Genomic DNA, 20,568 nt, shown 5'->3' with positions numbered 1-20,568 from the left:
CGCCTATCATGAAACGCTTGCCAAGTGAAGTTGTCTTCAAAATGTCTTGATAAGGAAGTCGCCGTAGTTCGAGTTGAGTGAAGCGTGTTGCCCTGCGCGTTCTCAAAAATGAGTAGATCAAACAGTGCGATGAGTGCGACGCAGTCTCGGACTTGACCCATAAAAACTGGCGATTTGTCGACAATCTATCGCAAGTTGCGAGCAGGCGTCAGGCGTTCTGCCTACATTGATTCCCATATCTTCAATCGGGATTTGTTGCGGGGAACCGTTCCGCTGTGGCATCCCTTTCTAGCCATCATTCGATGGCTTGATATTACAAAAATATTGAGAGGCGAAGCAAAGTGAGGATTCAATTCTTTCGAAGACAGAGGCTGGCTAAATTACTTTTCGTAAGCAAGTTGTTCTGTGCACTGGCGATGTTTGTGATCGGATCTTCATCTAAGGCGAAAGCTGAATTGGTGCGGTACGATTTTACGGGGACGGTCACTAATGCGTTCGACAATAACTTCGCTGACCCGAATGTATTGCTTTATGACACAGTGGTCGCTGTCGACGACAATATCACAGGGTACTTTTTCCTGAACACGTCCGCGACGCCATATGCGACCATCGATGGCGACGTTGCCGGTAGTGGCGCCGGATATGCTCAGGCGGTTCCACAGGGATTCCGATTTCAAATCAATGGTTCAACGTTGACAAATGAAGGCGCTTACAATGCAGGAATTGCCAATGACTATGTTCCGGTATTAGGCGCTTTGCCATTTGAATCGCTCGCGATCAGCGATGGAGAGCAAGACACTTGGGTCAGTCAGCAGGGAACGCAGATCAATGTCGATGGCAATCTCGAAGACGGCTATATGTCACTTCAATTCAATGACAACGATGCGACGGCATTCAGTTCGACAGATCTTCCTTCGACTATCGATTTAGCCGACTTTGAAATCGCCAGCGGGACTGTTCGAGGCACCCGACCGACAGGGACAGGTGGTGCTCCTTTTTCATATTCACTGGACTTTACGGTCGAGACGCTTAGTGTGACCGCGATTCCGGAACCTGGATCACTTGCTGTGCTGTCAGGCCTCGGGGTGATCGTCTCAACACGTCGTCGGCGTCGGTAATAGGGCGGGCATCAGCGCTGTCGTTGCTGCTCGATCCAGGCGATCACCTGCCGTTCCAGCACGGGGAGTGGCACCGAACCTTCTTTTAAAACGCAATCATGAAAGGCGCGGAGGTCAAACTTGTCACCAAGTTTTTCTTCCGCCCGTTTACGTAGGTCGCTGATGAACAACTCACCCACCTTGTAGGCGAGCGCTTGGCCCGGCCAACCGATGTAGCGATCGACTTCGGCGACGACGTTGTGCTTTGATAGTGCCGTATTGTCGAGCATGTAATTGATCGCTTGTTCGCGCGTCCAGCCCATGGCATGAATGCCGGTGTCGACGACCAGGCGACTCGCTCGCCACGCTTCCATGCTCAATCGGCCAAACTCTTGATAGGGATCTTTGTAGAATCCCAATTCACCACCAAGGCGTTCACAGTACAACGCCCAGCCTTCGATAAATGCTGGGAAATAGCTTTGTTTGCGGATCGGATGCAGGCCTTCGAGTTCGGCTTGTAGAGCAAGCTGAAGGTGATGTCCGGGGACGGCTTCGTGTAGGGAAAGAGCTTCGAGTTGATAAAGCGGCCGAGCAGAAAGGTTGTAGGTATTGATGTAATAGAAGCCGCCGCGAGAACCGTCGGCCGCCGGTGGCCAGTAGTAGGCAGACGTCGTTTGCGGGGCCACATAGTCGGGAACCTTGCGAAGCCCATAGGGTGTCCGCGGTAGTTTCCCGAATAACGTCGGAAGGCGGCCGTCGGCTTTTTTCAGAATGTAGGCGACCTCCTTCATCAGTTCTTCCGGTGTCTTGGGGTAGAACTGCTCGTCGGTACGTAGGTGTTCGATAAATGCCGGTAGGTCGCCCTCGAATTTTACTTGTTCCTTGATCGCAACCATCTGCTGACGAATGCGTGCGTTTTCGTCGATCCCTTTTTGATGTAGCTGTGCGGGCGTCATCGGGAGCGTCGTAAATTTGGTCACTTGCGATTGATAAAGCTCTTGTCCGCGAGGAAGTGCGCGGGCGGCGATATTGCCACTGCAGCCGGGGACGTATTCGTCACGCAAAAAGGTTTCGAATTTGGCATACGATGGAATGACGCTTGTCTTGATCGCATCAATGATCTGCAAGCGAAGTGGTGACCATTGTTCCGGTGGGAGTTTCTCAATTGATTCTTCGCTGATGTTGGTCAAGAACAGCGATTGTTGTGGATCGTCGATCACATGGGCGGCGGCCTGATCGGCACTATCACGCATGATGATCGCCGGTTGAACCATTCCTGCTTTGAGTCCTTCACGCATCAGCGTGATCTGTTCATCAACAAAGCGTGGAAATTCGTGCAGTCGAGAGATGTAGTTTTCGAAATCGACTTTTGAATCCGGATTCATCGCTTGGGCAAGTTCCGGCAAGCCAATATGGAAGCCTTCGCGGTTGTTAATCGGCATCAGGTGGAGGCCGAGTTGGTAGTCGGAGCGATCTACGGAAAGCTTTCGCTGTAGCAATTCGGCGTCAATCCGATCACCAGGGGAAAGGCTTCCGAAATCGATCTTAGATAGCCGTGTGAGGAATCCGGCGCGACGTTGATCGCGACGTTTGAAATCATCCAATGTGTTCGATGCCAGTTGGTCCTGGCCTCTTGGGTCTCCCACGTCCGTCGCCAACATTGGAGATTCTTGCAGTTCGAATTCCCAGACGTCATCCATCAGACTGTGGAGCATCGGGTGTTCCGGGCGAACGCTTGAATCTGCCGTTTGTGCTATCCCAACCGGTGGGCTGAGAAGTTGAACGCTAGCCCAGAGCAGAATCGCCAATGAAAATCGCATCGTAAACACTCGTGATAGATCAAGGGGCAAGCTTGTCGAGTTGTTGGCGAATGAACGGCTTGTTGGCGTCGCTGACTTGCTCGATAAGTTTGCCGAGGTAATTACGGTCGGTCAGCCAATTGGAACGCAGGATCAATCCATCAACTTCGCGGTATTGGGACTGATACTTTTTTCGTGCTTCGTCCAAGCGGGTGGCCAATTCGGGCGAGGACACCTGGCGTTCGGGCAACTGGTCAAGCACGATCGCGTAGCGTTCGATATTGTGCGTCAGCTGGCGATAGGCGGCTTGCCGTTGTGAAAAGCTACCGCTTTCCATCTGCTCGATCAATTGCCGAACATCAGATTGCGCTTTTTCGATGTCAATTTTCAACATTTCAATGACGCGTGACGTGACCAGCGAATCGAAACGCGTCAAAGGCGGCAGGATTCCAAAACGATCAAGATAGGGGAGTAGGCGTGATTCCACCGCATCGGGGTGTTCGGCGTAGAGCTTTGCAAACGAATCCGCTTCGTAAACATTGGTGTCATCGCCGATGTCAATCCAACGCATCCGTCCATCGGCCGACTGTTCAAGTTGGAAATTGCGATCGCCGATGATGCGAATCATCAACGTTCCTTCCTCCTTGTATTCGAACTGCAAGATTTGCTTTCGACCGGAGTTCGTCTCACGGACGAAGAGTTGAAATTCCGTAGGGGAATCGACGAACGATGCGTTTAATTGGTCGGATTGAAAACTGATTGATCTCAGCGGTGTTCGCATCAGCGATGACAGCCGTGGTGAACGATCATCACGGGTCGCAAAATGTTGGAAATTTAGAAATAACAATGCTTGAGGAGGATGGGAGAGAAGCTGCCGTTTTTGATAGTCAAACGTTCGGTCTTCGCTATCAAACTCGATATCGCGAGCGGCAAGCTCGGCCATGATCGATTCGTCAATCTCTTTCAAGGTGGTGCCACCGAAGGAGGTTTCCCAATGGTTTCGATCGAGGGCAATCGTCTCGCCATCGAACGTCAATCGAAGGAGGCGGCTGAGCGGTAGACGTAGTGATTCAATGGAGTATTCGGCCGCCGGTGGCGCGTCGTCGTTGTCTTCCTGGCTCGGTTGTCGCATGAAGTGAAAGACGTTTCTATAGCGACTGAGATAACGTCGATGGTTCAACTGCATTGCACGTTGCGAAAGATCGCGAAATCGTTTCGAAAGCACGGGATCTCGCATCGCTTCGGAATGATCCTTGATCAATCCGTTGGCACGCCGGGAGATTTGCCGGGTGGAGTCTGTGTCGTTAAAAAGCTGTGACCCGATGAACTCGAGGTACCAGAGTTTCATCGAAATCCGATTGAGGCGATCGAAGGAATGTTGGTCGGTCGCTGTGAGTTTGGGGTAATTCTCGATCCGTTTATCGGCGAGTAATGCGGCGATCGAGTTGTATTCTTCGGTCAGTTCGGTGGCATAGAGTTCAATCGGCTGCATTCCGTACTTTGTCTTTTGCTCGAGATCGAGAATCTCTTTCTCAAGTTCGTCGAGGACTGATTTGAACGCTTGTGCGGGAGTAGGTTCTTCGGCTGGCGGTTCATTCGATTTCTGTTTCTCGGTTGTCGGTTGCGGAGCCGATGAGTTTTCCGAGGCCGCATCTGTGGGCGTCGCTTCCGATGCGTTTGCCTTTGAAGACGCGGCAGGTGCCGATGCAGACTCAGACCCAGGGGCTATTTCGGTGTTCGGGGATTGCTGATCATTCTGTTTCGCCTGCGGTTGCTGCGCCAACAAATCCATCGGGCCAAGGAACGCGTTGGCTGCCACTGCGAAAAACATGACAGCAGAAACGATCAGCGGTGTGGCGGCGAATAGCGAATACCGGCGGGCCATCGCAGTGTCCTGGTGAAAGGAAGTGAGTCGAGGAAGCGAATCAAACAGGTTATCCGTTGGGGGGGAAGCCTTGCAAACATTTCTGGGGAATTCGAATGATTGCAAGGGAATCTGCTCGGAGATGATCAGCAATTTTGTCACTTACGCCGGCCAACGACTCGCCGTTTAGTCGGCTGGGCGGTCGGTAGTGCTCGGTGTTAAACTTTGGCAATGGATGACCTTCCCCCCAAACCAGAATGGCTCAACCGAGTCGCAATTATCGGCGTCGGATTACTTGGCGGCAGCGTCGGTCATGCCTTGCGCCGACGCGGCGTACAAGTCGTTGGCTACAGCCGTCGCGAATCGACGGCGCAAACGGCGGTGCGATCGGGGGCAATTGACGAAGGGCACACCACGATCGGCGAAGCTTGTCGCGGTGCTGACGTAGTCGTGATCTGCTCGCCAGTAGATAAGATTGCCACCTTGGCGGCACAGGCATGCGAGGTCCTTGACGACCAGACGTTGATCACCGATGTCGGCAGCACCAAGGCATTGATTGTTGACGAGATCGAATCCAAGTCGACTCGTGCTTTCCGGCAATTCGTGGCGGCTCATCCGATCGCAGGATCGGAGAAAACGGGCGTCGAAAATGCGATGCCGGATTTGTTTGATGGGAAGTGCGTGATTTTGACACCGAACGAACGAACCGATGCGACGATGCTCGCGCGCGCGAAGCAATTCTGGCGGCAAACGGGTGGCAGTCTGGTGCTGATGTCACCGGCGGAGCACGACGAACGACTCGCCGCTGTCAGCCATGTTCCGCATTTGATTTCGTCTTTGCTCGCGACGTTTCCTGACGACCCCTCTTTGCCTCTCGTTGGCAGCGGGTGGCGTGACATGACGCGGGTTGCCGCCGGTGATCCGGAAATGTGGACCGCGATTTGTAACCACAATCGCCCGGCCATTCTTTCGCAACTTGATCGCTTCATCGAAGAACTCAAGCTCGTGAAGACCCGGCTCAGCGATGAGAACGTCGAAGTGATGTATCGATGGTTGGCGCGAGCCAAGGAGCGTAAGCAGTCAACCGAGTCAGGCTGAGCAGCGAACGCGCTCGCTGCTCTGGGCCGCCGTTACAGATCCGCAGTCAATGCGATCATCGCATCGTCGCGATCACGCACCAAGTGTCTGGCTTGCCAGCCGGATTGCCGCGCCGCTTCGACATCGCCGGCATAGGTGTCACCGATCATCAGCAGACGTTGGGTGTTTGTCGCGTCCAAGCGTTTCGCGGCAAGATGATAGAAGCGGATGTTTGGTTTACTAAAGCCAACGCGGCTGCTGATCAAGATTTCGTCGACGAAGGGTGCCAAGCCGAGCGCATCGACCAATGGCGGTAGGCGTTCGTCAAAATTTGAAGCGATCGCGATCTTGTAGCCACCGTCTTTGAGTCGCTTTACCGTCGGCAGGACATCATCAAAAAGTCGCCAAGACGAAGGCCGGGCGAAAGATTCCCACAATTCCCGAAATGTGCTTTCAAATTCACCGGCGGCGATTTCGGGAAGGGTATCGGCAACGATGCGACGCCAACGTTGCTCTTCGTTCGCGTCGTCGGTCGCATGGTTGATCGTTTCACCAAGAAAGTGGCGAGTCATCGCTTGCTTGAGACGCTGACGGATTTCCTCGATCGTCGATTCTAGGCCGTGGCGTGACCCAAACTGGTGGTAGACGGCCGCGGCATCAGGCTCCGGGTGCATCAGGGTTCCGGTGGAATCAAAAACGATCCAATCAAAATGCATCATGCTCGATCTTGGTAGTAAAACGGTCTTCGATGAAAGAGAGAGCGATCTGCGGGGTAGTCTGAAGTGTTCCTTCGGCCGGATCAATGGTCTCGGAAGGGACGTCAGCAATCCGAAAGGCTCGTAAACGCGATTCCCCCCTGGTCATGTTGTTGTCACTGGTGGAAGGTGTAGGTGATGGACAACACAGACAACCCTATCGATCGATCAACGTCCGGCGGTGGCGGTTTGGCCCTCCAGGGCAACGAACTGCCTCGCGACGAAAACCCCTTCGAACCTGCGAAGGTCGTTGTCGAGGATGATCCGTCCCCCTGGGCGCCACTGAAGCAACCGGTTTATCGGTCATTCTGGATCGCGTCATTGGTGTCCAATTTGGGGACCTGGATGCACGAGATCGGCGCCGGTTGGTTGATGACCGATCTTGACGCATCGCCCCAGATGGTTTCGGCAGTGCGGACAGCGATGGCGACTCCAATTGTTTTACTGGCGATTCCCGCGGGCGTTCTGGCAGACCGAATCGATCGACGAATACTGCTGCTCGCCACCCAATTCGTCTTGTTGCTGTCGACGGGGACGCTGGCGATTTTGTCGGCGACGGGGTTGGTGACCAGTTGGATCTTGCTCGGGCTAACGTTTCTGATCGGTATCGGTCTGACGCTGCATGTTCCCACTTGGCAGGCGTCCATCCCCGAGTTGGTCGAACGCAAGCAGTTGTCCCGGGCGATCGCACTGGGCAGTTTGAACTTCAACCTGGCCCGGGCGGTCGGGCCAGCGCTCGCCGGGGCTCTGGTCGCGATCACCGGGGCATGGATTGCGTTTTCGGTCAACGCGTTTTCGTTTGCGGGGGTAATCATCGTACTGCTTCTGTGGCAGCGTGACCGCAGTGAATCAAGTCGCGGACTGTCGTTTCGAATATCCCTTTATCAAGGGTTGCGCTATGTCTATCGGACGGCAGAGATGCGGCACGTCATTTTCCGTGTGATGTTGTTCGTCGGGCCGGCAAGTGCGTTGTGGGGACTATTGCCGTTAGTAGCCCGCGAGCGACTTCAATGGGGAGCTGACGGTTTTGGATTGTTGGTCACCTGTTTTGGTGCCGGGGCGGTTGTGGCGGCTCGCTATTTACATCGGTTGCATCACCGCGTTGGAAACAACCGGACCGTTTCGATCGCGATGGTGATGATGGCGATCGGTTTGGGGATGATGGGGGCGATCAACGAACGTTGGGCAGCGGTCGTCGGCATGTTGATCATGGGATTCGGCTGGATGATGACGCTGACGACACTTAACACCGCCGCACAGACAATTCTTCCCGGACGAATGCGAGCACGAGGGATGAGTTGCTATCTCACGTCGTTAGCTTTGTCGATGTCGTCCGGATCGTTGTTGTGGGGGCTGGTCGCAGAGTTGCCGAGCGTGGGCGTGGGAGGTGCACAAAAAATCGCGGCGGCCACATTGCTGTGCACCGCCGCGATCTCTATGGCGTTTCGAGTGACCGAAAAAACGCGTCGTTAGGCAAACATGTAGCCTTCTTCACCATGATCGGTGATGTCGAGGCCACGTTGTTCGTTTTCTGCAGGGACGCGAAGCCCGATCACGATGTCGATCATCTTTAGCAAGACAAAACTGCCGACTCCGGCAAAGACCAGCGTGACCAGGACCGCAACGATTTGCTTGATTAGCAATGTTGGGCTGCCCGATTCGATCAAGCCCAATAGCTGACCCTCGGAGACATCCCAGGCGACGCGCGTGGCAAACACTCCGGTCAGGATTGCCCCGACGGTTCCGCCCACACCGTGGACGCCGAACGCATCCAAGGCGTCGTCGTATTTCAGCGTGTGCTTGAGTTTACTACAGGCCCAATAGCAAACGACTCCGGCGATCGCACCCATGATCAACGCGGGCATCGGCTGGACGAAGCCGGCCGCCGGCGTGATGCAAACCAAGCCCGCAACGGCACCCGAGCTGGCGCCGAGGACGGTCGGTTTACCGAGAACGATCCATTCGGTCATCGCCCAGGCGACCGCACCGGCCGCAGCTGAGAAGTGCGTGGTGGCAAATGCGCTGGAGGTCAAACCGTCGATCGCTAATTCGCTGCCAGCGTTGAAGCCAAACCATCCGACCCATAGCATCGCCGCACCGAGCGCCGTGTAGGTCAGGTTGTGAGGTTGCATCGGTTCATTGGGGAAACCCATGCGAGGGCCAACCAGAATCGCGGCGACCAGTGCCGACACACCACTGGATATATGAACCACGGTACCGCCGGCAAAGTCCAATGCGCCTGCCATCCCACCGAAGAGCGCCTTTTCACCGGCAAAGTAAGACAGCGGACCTTCGGCCCACACCCAGTGACACAGCGGACAATAAATAAACGTCCCCCAAAGGATCGAATACACGACCATCGCACTGAACTTCATCCGTTCGGCAAACGCACCGCAGATCAACGCCGGGGTGATGATGAAAAACATGCCTTGAAACAGCATGTGTGTCAGTCGTGGCATGCTGCCAGCCATCGGTGTGACGGGGGCATTTAGCGTTTCGTCCCATTGGCGGGCAACGCCGTTCATGAACAAGTAGTCGGCGTTACCGATCCAGCTACCCGGTTCGGTCGGCCCGAAGGCGAGCGAGTAACCGTAGAGTGCCCAGATGACGGTCATCAATCCCATCAAGAAAACACACTGCATCATCACGCTGAGAACGTTCTTGCGGCGAACCAATCCACCGTAAAACATCGCCAGGCCCGGTGCGGTCATGAACAGCACCAACGCACAGCAAAGCAGCATCCAAGCGTTGTGAGCACCCAAAGAGGAGTCGGCGATCTCGGCGTCGGTCAGGCCAGCCGGCTCGGCGCCCGCCTCGTCGACGATCGCATCCGACGCGGTGTCCTCTGTTGAGGCGTCTGAATTCGATGCGCCCTCGGTCGAAGCGGATTGGGCGGTTTCAGTGGCAGGGTTCGCAGCCGATTCTTGGGCCGCGACGGAAGTGACGCCGCCGAAAATTGACAACGTCAACAGTAACGTCGCCAACCACATCGCCGTGCGTTGACATTTCCAGTGCTTCACAACAGTCACCTCGTGGGGAAAGTCTTGGGAGAACCTTGGGTATCACCATCGCGGAAAGCCCGCTGACGATGTTGGTATGACCGCCTTCCCAATTTGCCGCAAGCACTAAAACAAACACTTCGCAATTGGGTTTCAGACCAACAATTTCGTATGGCTGATCCTGCGTCCGGTGCAGGGAATCGATGAGTGATGGGGAATTTGTGCGGTGGGGATCCGCGCAGGGACATAAGATAAGCACAATCGTCCAAGTTGGCTACGACTTCGACCCCAGTTGGTGTCGACTGGCGTTGACGTTTTCCGGAGCTGATTCGGCGACCGTCGAGCCTAACCCGGGCGTCTTTGTTCTCAGGTAGCCGAACTCGAACATTCGGACCAGACGAAGCACTGGGGGGCGTCGCACTTCTAATTAAATCGACGAACCGTCAGCGATTTCCGCGATGGGTTCCGGCGATAACAGAACGTTCGATTACGGGGTGATGGGAACAACCACTTGCGTTCCCCCAAAACGGATTAGCCGGCCGTTGAGGTGGCCACGTTCACAGGCTTTGGCTGTCGTGGTTTATACGATCAAGGCCGCGATGATTTGGACTTCAAAGCAGACGGGGAAGCAAAAGGTGTTGACATCGGCGCAAAAAAGAAACGCAGGTGGGAATAAACACCTGCGTTTCAAAAATAACTGTTAGACTGACAAGCAATCGCAAGTCCGATAAACCTTCGAGTGGGTGTCGCGACACGAATCCGTGCTAGATGAAGCGACGAAAAGATAAATTCTCTCAGGTGCTGTGATCTTATGTCGCCCCAAAGGTATCTGCAAGGCCAAATAAACCACCAATGACCGGTAAAACGAGATTTAGCCCCCCTGATTTACTTCGCTTGGGGGATCGAATTGCCGTGCTTCCTGTGATCCATGGGAGTGGACAGTTTTCCCAGACGGTACGGCGATGGATGCTGGAGCAAGATTTCGATTGCGTCGCAGTCCCGTTGCCTGCTTCGTTTCAGGAGCCGGTGGAGTCTGCAATTCTTGACTTGCCGCACCCATCGATTGTCATTCAGACCCCCTCACCGAAGTTCCCCTCCTTTGGCGAGTCCTACGATCCTGAAGCAAGCGTCTCTGATGACGACGAGACGATTGATCCCGATGACGATCCGGCCAGCTACGTTCCGATCGACCCTTGCCAACCGGTGATCATGGCCATCCGCGCCGCGATGGGGGAGCACATCGCGCGAGCGTATGTGGATTTAGAAACCGATCCGTTCCAGCCGTTTTCGTCGCTGATGCCCGACCCTTTTGCCGTCCGCCAGGTATCGGCAGAACGCTTTGCGGCGGCGGTGCTACCAAGTTTGCCACGACCGGCAGACCGTCAAACGCGGGCCCGGATCTTGCACATGGCATCGCGTTTGGCAGAACTCGAAGAACGTTTCGAACGCATTTTGTACGTGACCAACGTGATGCACTGGCCGTGGGTGCGGGAGGCCTACACGGAGTGGTTCTCGCGCGACGCGGCGTCACGAAATGAATTGCCCGATTCGCCAGAGAGGCCACAGCATGACGAAGTTCAGACGCCGGTACGTTACTCGATCGACCCACGGACGTTGATGTTTTTGTTTGGCGAGTTGCCCTACATCACGGGCCTCTACGAACGAGCGCGACGTGAACTGGATAACGACGAAGATGTTCAGATTGACGGCGTGAAGGAACTGCTGATCGCAGCCCGCCAAAGCTATCGCGATGAATTGAAGCAATTTGCCCGTCGCATCACACCGTTGCATCTTTCGAAATGTTTGCAGTACATCCGCAACCTTTCGCTGATGTCGCGGCGGATGACGCCCGACTTGATCACGATCGTCAACGCGGCCAAGCAGATCATGGGGGATCAATACGCATTGCATGTTGCTCAGTTGGCCAATCAATATGCCTACGCAGAGCTTCCGTTGGCGGATCAAACCGATGAACCGATTTCCGAAGTTCGTTTGGGGATCGATCAGGTCCGCTTGCCCGATGGCGAAGTGCTCTCGATGGTGAACCGTTTGCCCGGTCCGCCCTTCAGTTGGCGCACGCTGGAACTCAAGCGTAATCCCTCGAATCCAGAAAAGCATCGATGGAAGTACCAGTGGAATCCGCATTCACAGTGCAGCTACCCACCCGAAGACGAGCGGATCGAGAACTTTCGCACACGCGTTTTTGATCGGGCGAAGGCAATCATCGGGAACGATTTGGCGCGAACCGAAAAGTTTACGACGAGCGTCAAGGACGGCATCGACATCCGAGACACATTGCGTCATTGGTATGACAAGGACATCTATGTAAAAGTCATTCCGCCCAGCCGCGGGACGCTCGATGCGTGTGTGATGCTGTTCGATTCGCCGTCTGATCCTCGTGACTATCCTTGGCGGACGACGTGGTTTGCCGAGCACAAAGACGAATCGACGCTGGCGTTTTATGCCACGAATTTTGGCGAGGAGATGGTCGGCCCGGGGATCGGGTTGGCTCGCTATGGTGGCGCCCTGTTTCTTTATCCGCCTGTTTGGATCCCCGAAATCTGGACGGACCCGCGATTGGACTATGCCGAAACATTAGAAGAGCGTTTGATCGCAGCGGCATGTTTGCACAGCCGAGGTCGTCAGATCGCGATGCTCAGCACGCTTCCTCCCGGTGGCGGATGGCGACGATTGGCTCGTCGCCATCGCAAAACACTCGTCCATGTCCCGCTGAACTCTTTCAGCGACGAGCAGGTGCAGCAATTGCGGATGGTGCACGTGCTTAATGGCCGGGAAGTTCGCTCGTATGCCGAAGAGTTCATTCGTCGTGTTTGACTTCGGAATAGACCGGCGGCTTCCAGTCTTTGGGGAGCCGACCCTGAGGGCGGACACCGACGGCGTCATCGGGAATCGGGTGGTCGGCAAATTGCCGGAGCGGTAAGTCGTCCGGCAGATGCTTCATTTGAAAATCCTTGTACTGAATTTTCATCGCAGGGCCGACGTGGACCTGGACGGCAAAGACGCCTTCGAGCGATCGGCCGTCTTCGTCAAAGTCCAATAGATCGGCGGTCTTGTGCCCATCGATCCAGTGCTGGTGGTGGTTCCCGCGGACGAGCACTCGAAACTCGTGCCATTGATCGGCTTCGAACTCACGGACGGGGATGCGATCAACGATCCAACTGCGGCCTTGGGGATCAATGATCACTTGCTCGCCGGTATGGGCAAGGATGCGTCTTCCGCGTTCTTCGTAAAGCATGCCGTTGTAGTTTGGGTTGTTAGCCACCACGTCGCACTGATAGCCGGTCACAATATCCAGGTCGATGTCCGGCCGTGAAGTGCCACGGTATTGGATACCGCTGTTGCCACCCGGTGTGACTTTAACTTTTACCGTCAGGTCAAAGTTTCGCACCGTTGAACCTTTCCAGCTTAGGAAGCGATTCATCTTCAGCGATCCATCGGTTTTGCCGGTGATCGCGCCGTCTTCGACCGACCAGTAGTCCCGGTCGCCGGTCCAGCCCCGTAGCGACTTTCCGTCAAATAGAATCCCGGCGTTGGCCGCGGATGCTTCCGGGTATCGCTCGGTCGACTTTTGGAACGGTTGCTTTAACGCGTCTAATGGTCCGCCCCATTTGGCAACTTGAGCATCGGTGCGTTCACGCATCGCTCGTAGGGTTTCGGTGTGCTTGGGGTCGGACGCCAAATTGATCAGCTCGTCGGGGTCTTGCCGAAGGTCGTGCAGAAACTCATGGTTGTCTTCGTCGATGTAGCGAACGTACTTGAAGCGATCGTTGCGGATGCCTTCGAAGGCTGCGATCCGATTACGAACCGCAAAATGCTCGTGAAACGATTCCTTGCGCCACGAATCGGGGGCTTTGTCATCGACGATCGGTCGCAAGCTCTCTCCTTGGTAACGCTCTGGAATTGACACCCCAGCCCAGTCAAGGAAGGTGGCCGGTAAGTCTACGTTTAGCGAAATGTCGTTGCTGACCTTGCCGCGTTGGTCGGAAGACACCCGTGGGTCGAAGATGATCAGCGGGACGCGGAGTGATTCTTCGAAGTGGGACCACTTACCGGCGAGTCCACGGTTGCCCATGTGATAGCCGTTGTCGGCCGAATAAACGATGATGGTGTTGTCGGCCAAGCCGCGTTCTTCGAGTACCGTTAGTAACCTGCCGATGGCATGATCGATGCCTGACACCATTCGGTAGTAGGCACGGATGTTCGTTTGATACTTTTCGTCGGTGTTCCAACGCCAGAAAAAGCGTTCGCGATTGATCGCCGTGGCGATAAAGTCAGGAAGGGCTTCGAAAATGGCTGGGTCGGATAACTTGGGAGACGCGATGTCGATGTCGTCGTACATGCCATCGACCGACTGAGGCCACGGGAATTGTCCGATCCCGGGGCGACGGTCACTGTCTTCGGCATGGCAGGCATTGAACCACAGATTGAGTGCAAAGGGTTGGTCGGCGGGTTGTGAACGCAGAAAATCGATGCCTCGATCGACGATCAAATCGGTTTCATGCCGCAGGCTTCCGTCGGGAAGTGTTTTGTAAAACGGATTGCGCCCGATCGCTTCGTATTCGTCAAAGTGGTCCGCCGGACGATAGCCTTTGGGCATCTTGGCATGCCACTTGCCAAAGTACCCTGTGCGGTATTGTGCGTTGCGCAGCAGGTCGGAGTACAACTCGGCCACCGCGTCGGGGCGTGCGACATCGGGTTGGCCGGCCGTCCCGTAGCCTCGACCATATAGCCCGGACAGAATCGTAGTGCGGCTGACCCAGCAGATCGAATGGCTGACAAACATGTTGTCAAATCGGGTGCCTTGGTCTGCGAGTCGGTCAATGTTTGGCGTTTGAACGACAGTGTTGCCGTAGCAACCGAGGGTACTGGTCGTTTGGTCGTCGGCAAAGAAGAAAATGATGTTCGGGCGCTCGGTCGCGTGAGTCACCCGCAAACAAGCCACCGCGATGAGCAGTGCAAGGCATGCGTTTTTCATGGGGATTCTTTCGAAGCGGAAGGAGTTTCGGGGGACCGATAGTGTAACCACTACGGTTTCCAACGACGGTGGGCGAAGTTCGACGAAGGGCCGTGAAAAAACAAAATCAGACTGCGAAGAATTGCGGGAATCTTCTCCAATTCCCGGTTCCAATCCGTTTCAAATCCGGATAGCTTCGATGCACTGACGTGAGAAGACGCTCGTTCTCACGTGCGAACGGGGTTGGGGGCGATCGAAATGCTCCCGCACGTCTGTTGCCCCAACTGCATGCGGAAGGCAGCGCCCCCAACCCACTCGTTTCGCTAACGTGTGATTGGTGTGAATGAGCAAGAACGCGATGGCGGTTGCTTTAACGGAATTCGTTTCGGCAAGGCTCTCATCGGCGATGTGCTTTTAAGGCGACGTTTGCTCGTTCGATCCATTCAGCAGATAAGTTCTGGCATCCACTAGGTCTCTAGTTCACTATTCCAGTTAAATTCTCAGGCATCGTCATCTGGCATTCGCCACGGCTGACACCCGACGGTTGTTCATCACGTCTGAGTTTACTGCTGGTATAGAGGACTAGCCCATTTGGTGAGGAGCGAGAACCTACGGCAACAACTGAGTCCGATCAATGCCTAATCAAAGGGGAGTGCGGTGTGGCGCGATAAGATCCGCAGTGGGTACCATCAGTTTTCGGCGACGGTCGAAGCTGTTGAACACTATGTCGTTCAGTGGTTCGATGGCGACCGATCCGTTGCGCCTGATCTAGACCAATTCTCGATCCCGGTGGTCCTCAAAAGCAAGAAACGCACGATCACTTGCGTTAACGCTGCCTATCGCGAGTTCTTTTCACATTGTGATGAGTTGCCCGTCGGCAAACACAGTGACGAAATCGTCGAGGACTCGACACTTGAATTGTCACGCCAGACCGACGCGTTTCTACTCGAAAATTGCGTGAAAATTCACCTGGAATATTTTACCGTCGGGCGAAGTGGCGACCGTTTCTTGGTGCGATGTAATAAAACCAACCTTGAAGCCTTCGGTTATGAACCATATTCCATTCTGTTTATTGGCGTCCCGATCAAACAGGTTCCTCAAGGCGATGGGTTGAAGTATGACATTGCCAAGCAATTCGCAATCTATCAGCAGCTAAGTTCAACACAAAAGAGAATCTGTGCGTTGTGTGCCCTAGGTGAGACTACACGCGCCACGGCGCGTGCGTTGGGCGTGTCGACAAAGACCATCGAAAAGCATCGCCAAAGGGCACTCGTTCAGCTCGGTCTCGATCGGCCTGTCGAAATCGTCCAGTTGCTCGTTCGTTTTGAAGAGCGTGGGCTGATCAAGGATCTTTCCAAGTCGGAGTAGAACGACGGCAGTTGTAACCGGGGGTTTTGGCAATTCAGCCTACCGGGACGATCGGTCGTCAAAGCTGTTTTGGAGTTGAGGCGGATCCGGGGTTGGTGAGGGATGCGGCACGCTCGTGAGTCGGAGGATCGAGCGACAATGTCGCTCAGCTTTCCAAGTTGGAGAGCGGAACGAAGCGAGTGACTTCTCTTTTTTGAAAACGCTTCCAGTACTTGGGGTAAGCGGCGAACCACCGGTCACACCCAGCGACAGCTGTCTATTTCTTCTTTGTTCTCTTTCTCGCCGGAGCTTGGTCTTTCGGTAGCCATTGTGCTAGCTCGGTTTTCACGGATGAATACTGGGGGTCACCCGCGAGGTTCGCCCATTCGTAAGGGTCCTCTTGTGACGCATATAATTCTTCGTCACCGTTGTCATAGCGGATATACCGAAAGTTTTGCGTCCGCACGGCATGGTTGTTGAATCCGTGCGTCGTGATCGCCGGATAGTTCCATTCGGCTTGTGGGTCGGCGAGCAGCGGTGCCATGTCATAACCCGAGACGTGCTCGGGGACATCAATGCCGGCGAGTTTGCAGAGCGTCGGGTAAATGTTCATGTGATCGACCGTGGCTTCGCAGCGAGTGCCGGGCTGCGTCAAGCCGGGGACCACCCAGATCATTGGCGTCCGGGTAGGCTCTTCCCACAGTGCAAACTTACGCCAGTGTTCTTTTTCTCCGAGCGACCAACCGTGATCGGTCCAGAGGACCAGAATTGTGTTGTCCCGTTGTGGGCTCTTCTCATACGCGTCCAGAAGACGTCCGAGGTTCATGTCCGTGTAGGCGCAGGACGCCAGGTAGGACTGAATGGCAGCTTTCCAGCGACCGCTTTTTAAAAATTTCGCGTGGTCACCCTTAGGGTTTGCCATACGGACCCCAGCCGGCGGGACGTCGTCGAGGTCATTGTCTTGATGAGGTGGAAGCTGGATCGAATCAAGGGGAAAGTCGTCGTAGTATTTTCGTGGCACGACGAACGGCAGGTGTGGTTTGTAAAGGCCACACGCGATAAAGAACGGCTTGTCGTCAACGCGACGGAGTTGTTCGATGCAGTAGTCGGTCGTGTGCCAATCGATGAGGTCTTCGTCTTTCAGTTCCGGGTGCGTTTTGTCGTTGTGATAGCCATCCATTTTTTGAACGCCCGGGCCGTTTAGGGAATGCCCTGCTTTGGACATGTACTCAGTCCATTCCGACTGATGGTACGCCATCGAGTGATAAATTTTTCCCGCACCGGCGACGTGGTATCCCGCTTTTAAAAATTGAGCCGACAGGCCTTCGCCAGCTTTTTGGTGTTGTTTCCATGAGTCGCCGTTGAGGTAGCAGCCGGTCACCCATGGTCGACGTCCCCCCATCAGCGCACACCGTGAAGGCTCACAGGCCGGTACGGCGCAATAGGCGTTGGTGAAAGCGAGTCCCATCTTTGCCAACCGATCAAAGTTGGGCGTTTTTGCTTGGGGGTTCCGCTGCATGAATGTGACCCAGTGATTCAGGTCGTCGACTGCGACGAATAGCACATTCGGCTTGTCGTTTGCTTCCGCGGGCGCGGACGGCATCATGCCACCGAGGGAAAATACGGCCAGTAAAAAGAATCGTAGAAGTCTCATCGACCATCCCGTGGGGCAAGTAAGTTGATCAGTAGATGCCCCAATATAGCTCGGTGGAGAAACGCCCGACGGCCTGCCGATGTTGTCAGGCGTTATTGTTATCGCCCATGCGTTCTTTGGCCAAGTTGACGATCGTGTCGAGTACCTGTTCGGGCAGCATTCCGTCGGTGTTGACGACGACGGCGTCGTCGGCGGCACGGAGCCTGCCGACATCGCGAAGTCGGTCCTCAAGGTCGCGTTGGTTTTGTGCCGCGAGCACGTCCTCGACCGAAAGATAACGCCCTGATTCGGCAAGTTGACGCATTCGGCGTTTGGCTCGCTCCAGCGGTGACGCTGTTAAGAAAACTTTGCACTCTGCATCCGGGAAGACTTCGGCACCTTGGTCGCGGCCCTCGGTCACGATGTTGCGGCCGGCGGCAATTTGTCGTTGGAGCTGAGACAGTTCGGCACGGACCGCTGGGACATCGGCTAGATGGCGAATCGACTGAGTTACTTCCGGTGTGCGGATTTGTTCAGAGACATTTTCATCGTCGATCCAGACCGCTTTGTCTCGCCACGTGATTGCGATCGTTCCGACAAAACTGGCCAGTCGCTCGGCGTCATCCAAATTTATCGAATCACGCATCGCGGCAAGCGTTGCCGCGCGATAGAGCGCGCCGGTATCGAGGAATTCAAACCCCAGTCGCGATGCGACTTGATGGGCGATGCTGCTTTTCCCCGCGCCGGCGGGGCCATCGATGGTAACAATCAAGGCGGGCAACTCGGAAGGGATCAGTCACGGCCATTCTGTCACGGCCAACCATTCAGCCAGGGCCAACACGCTCAGTGATAACATGAACCCGATCGGTTGGCTACGCCCGGAGTATTCATCGCAAGAACAGTCATTTTTGCGCCGGTTAGATCGTCGCATCCGGTCACGGAATTGAACGCCATTTGGTATACTTTGATGGGCTGAGAGTTGGCCCGGACAAGAATGACTTTACAGCGAGAGGTCACTGCCATGAACAACGTCGTTTTAGCCATCGATGGATCTGAACCCTCTTTAGAAGCGGCCCAGTTTTTTGCTCATTTGCCGCACAACGATAGTTTGTTCATGACGGTCGCTACCGTCGTCCAACGACCCTACATTCACAGTAGTTATGCCGTCGGCGAGTTGTTGGAGAAGGCATTCGAACGCGATCAAGAATTTGCGAAAGAGAAATTTCAGGAAGTCGAAGAGATCTTCGACGGCGCCAACGTCACGCTCGATCATGTCGCCAAGGACGGCCCGGTCGGCGAAACGATTGTGGAAATTGCTGAAAAACGGAAAGCAGACTTGGTCGTCGTCGGTGCGAAGGGCCACTCCGGGATCGCCCGGTTGTTGCTCGGAAGTGTTAGCGATCATGTGGCAACGCATGCCCCATGTAGCACGTTGATTGTGCGGCCGACAGAGTTGCTCAATCATGCCCGCCCGATTCGAGTCTGCTTGGCGTTCGAGGTTTGTCAGTCGGCAATCGCCGCACTCGAGGAGATCTCGCAAATTCCTTGGAAGACCGGGACCGAGTTTCATTTGCTGACCGTGCAAACGTTCCTGTCTGACTTTATCGGGGAGCGTATCGCCGACGAAGGGTTGGATCTAACCGAGCACGCCGAAGAGGGCTTGAAGGAAGCCAAGGAGAGGCTGCGTGAGGTCGCCCCCAACGCGCAGACCCATGTTCTACGGACCGATCATATCGGAGAAGGCATCGTTTCGTTCGTCGAAGACAATGGAATCGATTTGCTGGTGATCGGCGAGACTCCGCGCAGTGCGGTCAATCGGTTTCTGCTCGGCAGCACGTCGCGTTACGTGTTGCGGCATGCCCCGTGTAGCATCTGGGTGACCAGGAATAAAACGCCGGACGCATCTTAGGTATTGGTGTTCTCGCATCAGGTTATTCGTGCAAGGAATGTCCCATGAAAGTCCTCTTGGCAACCGACTGTTCGAATCAGGCATACGAAGCCGCGAAGGCATTGTTGTCGTTGCCGATTTCCGAACCGATCGAAGTGACGATCATCACGGCGCTCGCCGAGCCATACGTGTCGGTGCCCGAAGCGTCTCAGCAGTGGTATCCGCAGCTGTTGCAGCAAGAAAGGGTGCGCAGCGAGCAGCACCAGGATGAGCTCGCGAAACTTTTGGGCGAGCGTTTCATAATCGCCGAAAAAGTCACCCGGCCGGGGCATCCCGTTCGTGTCATCTTGTCGGAAGCCGAATCGATTCACTGTGACCTTATTGTTATGGGAGCCCAAGGGCATTCGTTTTTGGGGCGTCTGTTGATCGGCAGCGTTTCCGACAGTGTTGCGACCCATGCAACTTGTTCGGTGTTAATCGTCAGGTCACCCGGTGAAGCAGGCGATGCATCGCAATCAGATGCGGTCTCGCATGCGAAGCGGTCCCCGATCACCGACGTGACCGTCGGCTATGACGGGTCGGCACCGGCTCGGGAAGCGGTTAACGAGATGGCCGGGCTGGGCTGGGACGAAGCGACTAAATTCGAGTTGCTTAGCGTCGCACCGATCTACGACTATCTGCTCGGGACCGGTCTGACTACCGCGGCGATCGAAAATGAAGAATTGGTCTTTAGGGAGATGCAGCAACGCTGTGAGGAAATGGTTGATAACATTTCCGACTCGCTACCGAATGCTACTTCCTGTGTCGTTCATGACCAGCGAGTGGGGCCGGCGATCGTCGAACAGGCAGAAAAGACGAACGCGGATTTGATCGTCGTCGGTGACGCGGGCCATAGCCTGATCGACGATTTACTGCTCGGCAGTACGACAAAGTATGTTTTGCGGCACGCCGGTTGTAGTGTTTGGATTTCACGGCAGCATCGGCAGTGAGCATGCTTTTTCGTCGATGCGAAGTCAGCAAACATCGTGACGGCGTGGCCACTATACTCTTGGGTTCATGAATCAGACTCTATGACGTCCCGTTCCGTGGGATACGTTCTCGTTGACTCTGATTCAATGTTTCGCATCATGTCGA

14 protein-coding genes are annotated in these 20,568 nt (G+C 55.0%); 7 read left to right on the top strand and 7 right to left on the bottom strand.

Annotated elements, in window-relative coordinates:
- The first annotated feature begins 416 nt into the window (after positions 1–416).
- Complete coding sequence (locus FYC48_RS15375; RefSeq protein ID WP_149497599.1) at positions 417–1,118, top strand: PEP-CTERM sorting domain-containing protein; 702 nt, start codon at positions 417–419, stop codon at positions 1,116–1,118.
- A gap of 11 nt (positions 1,119–1,129) precedes the next feature.
- Here FYC48_RS15375 and FYC48_RS15370 read toward each other — a convergent pair whose 3' ends face one another.
- Both FYC48_RS15370 and FYC48_RS15365 read right to left on the bottom strand, forming a co-directional pair.
- Positions 1,130–2,917: a DUF885 domain-containing protein gene (locus FYC48_RS15370; protein WP_149497598.1), complete on the bottom strand. Its 1,788-nt coding sequence runs from the start codon at positions 2,915–2,917 to the stop codon at positions 1,130–1,132.
- A gap of 19 nt (positions 2,918–2,936) precedes the next feature.
- Positions 2,937–4,781: a hypothetical protein gene (locus FYC48_RS15365; RefSeq protein ID WP_149497597.1), complete on the bottom strand. Its 1,845-nt coding sequence runs from the start codon at positions 4,779–4,781 to the stop codon at positions 2,937–2,939.
- A gap of 210 nt (positions 4,782–4,991) precedes the next feature.
- On the opposite strand from FYC48_RS15365, the gene FYC48_RS15360 reads away from it, so the two are divergent.
- On the top strand, positions 4,992–5,858 hold the full coding sequence (locus FYC48_RS15360) for a prephenate dehydrogenase (protein ID WP_149497596.1): 867 nt from the start codon (positions 4,992–4,994) through the stop codon (positions 5,856–5,858).
- Between the two features lie 32 nt (positions 5,859–5,890).
- On the opposite strand, the gene FYC48_RS15355 is transcribed toward FYC48_RS15360, so the two are convergent.
- Positions 5,891–6,556 carry an HAD-IA family hydrolase gene (locus FYC48_RS15355; protein ID WP_149497595.1) on the bottom strand — a complete coding sequence of 222 codons (666 nt, stop codon included), beginning with the start codon at positions 6,554–6,556 and terminating at the stop codon, positions 5,891–5,893.
- Positions 6,557–6,730: 174 nt separating this feature from the next.
- On the opposite strand from FYC48_RS15355, the gene FYC48_RS15350 reads away from it, so the two are divergent.
- Positions 6,731–8,065 (top strand): MFS transporter, encoded by a 1,335-nt coding sequence (locus tag FYC48_RS15350; protein WP_149497594.1) that lies wholly within the window; start codon positions 6,731–6,733, stop codon positions 8,063–8,065.
- Here FYC48_RS15350 and FYC48_RS15345 read toward each other — a convergent pair.
- Complete coding sequence (locus tag FYC48_RS15345; RefSeq protein ID WP_149497713.1) at positions 8,062–9,582, bottom strand: ammonium transporter; 1,521 nt, start codon at positions 9,580–9,582, stop codon at positions 8,062–8,064. The two genes, FYC48_RS15350 and FYC48_RS15345, sit on opposite strands and share 4 nt — an antisense overlap.
- Positions 9,583–10,443: 861 nt before the next feature.
- Between FYC48_RS15345 and FYC48_RS15340 the strand changes: the two genes are divergently transcribed.
- A complete protein-coding gene (locus FYC48_RS15340; protein ID WP_149497593.1) occupies positions 10,444–12,426 on the top strand; it encodes a hypothetical protein in 1,983 nt (660 codons plus the stop codon).
- Here FYC48_RS15340 and FYC48_RS15335 read toward each other — a convergent pair.
- Positions 12,410–14,587 (bottom strand): sulfatase-like hydrolase/transferase, encoded by a 2,178-nt coding sequence (locus FYC48_RS15335; RefSeq protein ID WP_149497592.1) that lies wholly within the window; start codon positions 14,585–14,587, stop codon positions 12,410–12,412. The two genes, FYC48_RS15340 and FYC48_RS15335, sit on opposite strands and share 17 nt — an antisense overlap.
- Positions 14,588–15,223: 636 nt before the next feature.
- On the opposite strand from FYC48_RS15335, the gene FYC48_RS15330 reads away from it, so the two are divergent.
- A complete protein-coding gene (locus FYC48_RS15330; protein WP_149497591.1) occupies positions 15,224–15,934 on the top strand; it encodes a helix-turn-helix transcriptional regulator in 711 nt (236 codons plus the stop codon).
- A 256-nt stretch (positions 15,935–16,190) separates the two neighbouring features.
- Here the strand turns inward: FYC48_RS15330 and FYC48_RS15325 are convergent, their stop codons facing one another.
- Positions 16,191–17,567 carry a sulfatase gene (locus tag FYC48_RS15325; protein WP_149497590.1) on the bottom strand — a complete coding sequence of 459 codons (1,377 nt, stop codon included), beginning with the start codon at positions 17,565–17,567 and terminating at the stop codon, positions 16,191–16,193.
- An 85-nt stretch (positions 17,568–17,652) separates the two neighbouring features.
- A complete protein-coding gene (cmk, locus tag FYC48_RS15320) occupies positions 17,653–18,318 on the bottom strand; it encodes a (d)CMP kinase (protein ID WP_149497712.1) in 666 nt (221 codons plus the stop codon).
- Between the two features lie 249 nt (positions 18,319–18,567).
- On the opposite strand from cmk, the gene FYC48_RS15315 reads away from it, so the two are divergent.
- Both FYC48_RS15315 and FYC48_RS15310 read left to right on the top strand, forming a co-directional pair.
- Positions 18,568–19,455 carry a universal stress protein gene (locus tag FYC48_RS15315; protein ID WP_149497589.1) on the top strand — a complete coding sequence of 296 codons (888 nt, stop codon included), beginning with the start codon at positions 18,568–18,570 and terminating at the stop codon, positions 19,453–19,455.
- Between the two features lie 44 nt (positions 19,456–19,499).
- Complete coding sequence (locus FYC48_RS15310) at positions 19,500–20,423, top strand: universal stress protein (protein WP_149497588.1); 924 nt, start codon at positions 19,500–19,502, stop codon at positions 20,421–20,423.
- Positions 20,424–20,568: the final 145 nt, after the last annotated feature.

This window comes from Roseiconus lacunae (assembly GCF_008312935.1).
In the GTDB taxonomy this organism is placed as follows: domain Bacteria; phylum Planctomycetota; class Planctomycetia; order Pirellulales; family Pirellulaceae; genus Stieleria; species Stieleria lacunae.
The sequence above is the reverse complement of the archived record's forward strand: the minus strand, read 5'-3'. Positions and strand labels throughout refer to the sequence as shown.

Coding starts and splice junctions, on each gene's coding strand:
- FYC48_RS15340 (WP_149497593.1), top strand. CDS start 10,444: ATGACCGGTAAAACGAGATTTAGCCCCCCTGATTTACTTCGCTTGGGG.
- FYC48_RS15370 (WP_149497598.1), bottom strand. CDS start 2,917: ATGCGATTTTCATTGGCGATTCTGCTCTGGGCTAGCGTTCAACTTCTC.
- FYC48_RS15345 (WP_149497713.1), bottom strand. CDS start 9,582: ATGTGGTTGGCGACGTTACTGTTGACGTTGTCAATTTTCGGCGGCGTC.
- FYC48_RS15325 (WP_149497590.1), bottom strand. CDS start 17,567: ATGAGACTTCTACGATTCTTTTTACTGGCCGTATTTTCCCTCGGTGGC.
- FYC48_RS15315 (WP_149497589.1), top strand. CDS start 18,568: ATGAACAACGTCGTTTTAGCCATCGATGGATCTGAACCCTCTTTAGAA.
- FYC48_RS15365 (WP_149497597.1), bottom strand. CDS start 4,781: ATGGCCCGCCGGTATTCGCTATTCGCCGCCACACCGCTGATCGTTTCT.
- FYC48_RS15375 (WP_149497599.1), top strand. CDS start 417: ATGTTTGTGATCGGATCTTCATCTAAGGCGAAAGCTGAATTGGTGCGG.
- FYC48_RS15360 (WP_149497596.1), top strand. CDS start 4,992: ATGGATGACCTTCCCCCCAAACCAGAATGGCTCAACCGAGTCGCAATT.
- FYC48_RS15310 (WP_149497588.1), top strand. CDS start 19,500: ATGAAAGTCCTCTTGGCAACCGACTGTTCGAATCAGGCATACGAAGCC.
- FYC48_RS15335 (WP_149497592.1), bottom strand. CDS start 14,587: ATGAAAAACGCATGCCTTGCACTGCTCATCGCGGTGGCTTGTTTGCGG.
- FYC48_RS15355 (WP_149497595.1), bottom strand. CDS start 6,556: ATGATGCATTTTGATTGGATCGTTTTTGATTCCACCGGAACCCTGATG.
- FYC48_RS15350 (WP_149497594.1), top strand. CDS start 6,731: ATGGACAACACAGACAACCCTATCGATCGATCAACGTCCGGCGGTGGC.